This window comes from Pseudomonas sp. P4_C3, assembly GCF_056402075.1.
The window spans coordinates 1-1,560 of record NZ_JBFUIC010000582.1 but is presented as its reverse complement, the minus strand read 5'-3'; the positions used below and the strand labels follow the sequence as shown (position 1 = coordinate 1,560).

The following is a 1,560-nucleotide window of genomic DNA, read 5'->3' as shown; positions in this document are numbered from 1 at the left end:
AAGCTCGCTCCCACAGTGAATCAGGTGTACGCAGCATTTGTGTACAACCCCAATCCCTGTGGGAGCGWGCTTGCTCCGGGCGGCGTTCCGACGATGGCAATAGCCCAGACAACGCAGGACCAGCACCCTAAAGGTACTTATCCGTCACAGCCCCCTCCGAAGCACTGGACACCGTCTTCGCATACTTGGCCAGCACCCCTCGCTTGTATTTCGATTCCGGGCGCACCCAACGGCTCTTGCGCTCGGCCAGGTCCGCGACAGACACATCAACGGTAATCTGCCGTGTCTCAGCATCAATGATGATCCTGTCGCCATTCTCGACCAACGCAATCGGCCCGCCCTCAAAGGCTTCCGGCGTGATGTGACCGACCACGAAACCGTGGGAGCCGCCGGAGAAACGGCCATCGGTGATCAGCGCCACCTCCTTGCCGAGGCCCTTGCCCATGACCGCCGAAGTCGGCGAGAGCATTTCGCGCATGCCCGGTCCGCCCTTGGGGCCTTCATAGCGGATCACGATCACTTCGCCGGGCTGCACTTCGCCATTGAGAATGCCGGCCAGCGCACCTTCCTCGCCGTGATAGACCCGGGCCGTGCCTTCGAAGCGCAGGCCTTCCTTGCCGGTGATCTTGGCCACGGCGCCGGTGGGCGAGAGGTTGCCGCGCAGAATGACCAGGTGGGAATCCTTTTTGATCGGCTGGTCGAACGGCCGGATCACGTCCTGGCCGGCCGGGTAGTCGGGCACGCTGGCGAGGTTTTCCGCCAGGGTCTGGCCGGTGACAGTCAGCACATCGCCGTGCAGCATGCCGGCATCGAGCATGCGTTTCATCAGTGGTTGAATGCCGCCGATGGCCACCAGTTCGCTCATCATGTATTGGCCGCTGGGGCGCAGGTCGGCGACCACCGGGGAAATCTTGCCCAGCTCGACGAAGTCATCCAGGGTCAGCTCCACATCCACCGCGTTGGCCATGGCCAGCAGATGCAGCACGGCATTGGTCGAGCCGGCGAGGGCGATCACCACGCGAATGGCATTCTCGAAGGCTTTACGGGTCATGATGTCGCGAGGCTTGAGGTCGAGCTTGAGCAGCTCCATGACCTGCTGGCCGGCGCGGAAGCTGTCCGACGCCTTATCGCCGCCAATGGCCTCCTGAGAGCTGGAACCGGGCAGACTCATGCCCAAGGCTTCGATGGCCGAGGCCATGGTGTTGGCGGTGTACATGCCGCCACAGGAACCGGGGCCGGGAATCGCCACTTCCTCGATCTGCTTGACCTGGATCTCGCTGATATCGCCCCGCGCGTGCTGCCCCACGGCCTCGAACACGGAAATGATGTCGGTATGGCCGGCGCCCGGCTGGATGGTGCCGCCATAGACAAAGATCGACGGGCGATTGAGCCGCGCCATGCCGATCAGGCAGCCCGGCATGTTCTTGTCGCAGCCGCCGATGGTCACCAAGCCGTCGAAACCCTCGCAACCGGCCACCACTTCAATGGAGTCGGCGATCACCTCGCGGGACACCAGCGAATACTTCATGCCTTCGGTGCCGTTGGCGATGCCGTCGGAAA

General features: G+C 63.2%; 1 protein-coding gene. It reads right to left on the bottom strand.

Going from position 1 to position 1,560, the window contains the following annotated elements:
- Positions 1-127: 127 nt before the first annotated feature.
- A partial coding sequence (ilvD, locus tag AC1DVH_RS30875) for a dihydroxy-acid dehydratase (protein WP_477756983.1) occupies positions 128-1,560 on the bottom strand: 1,433 nt, incomplete at its 5' end.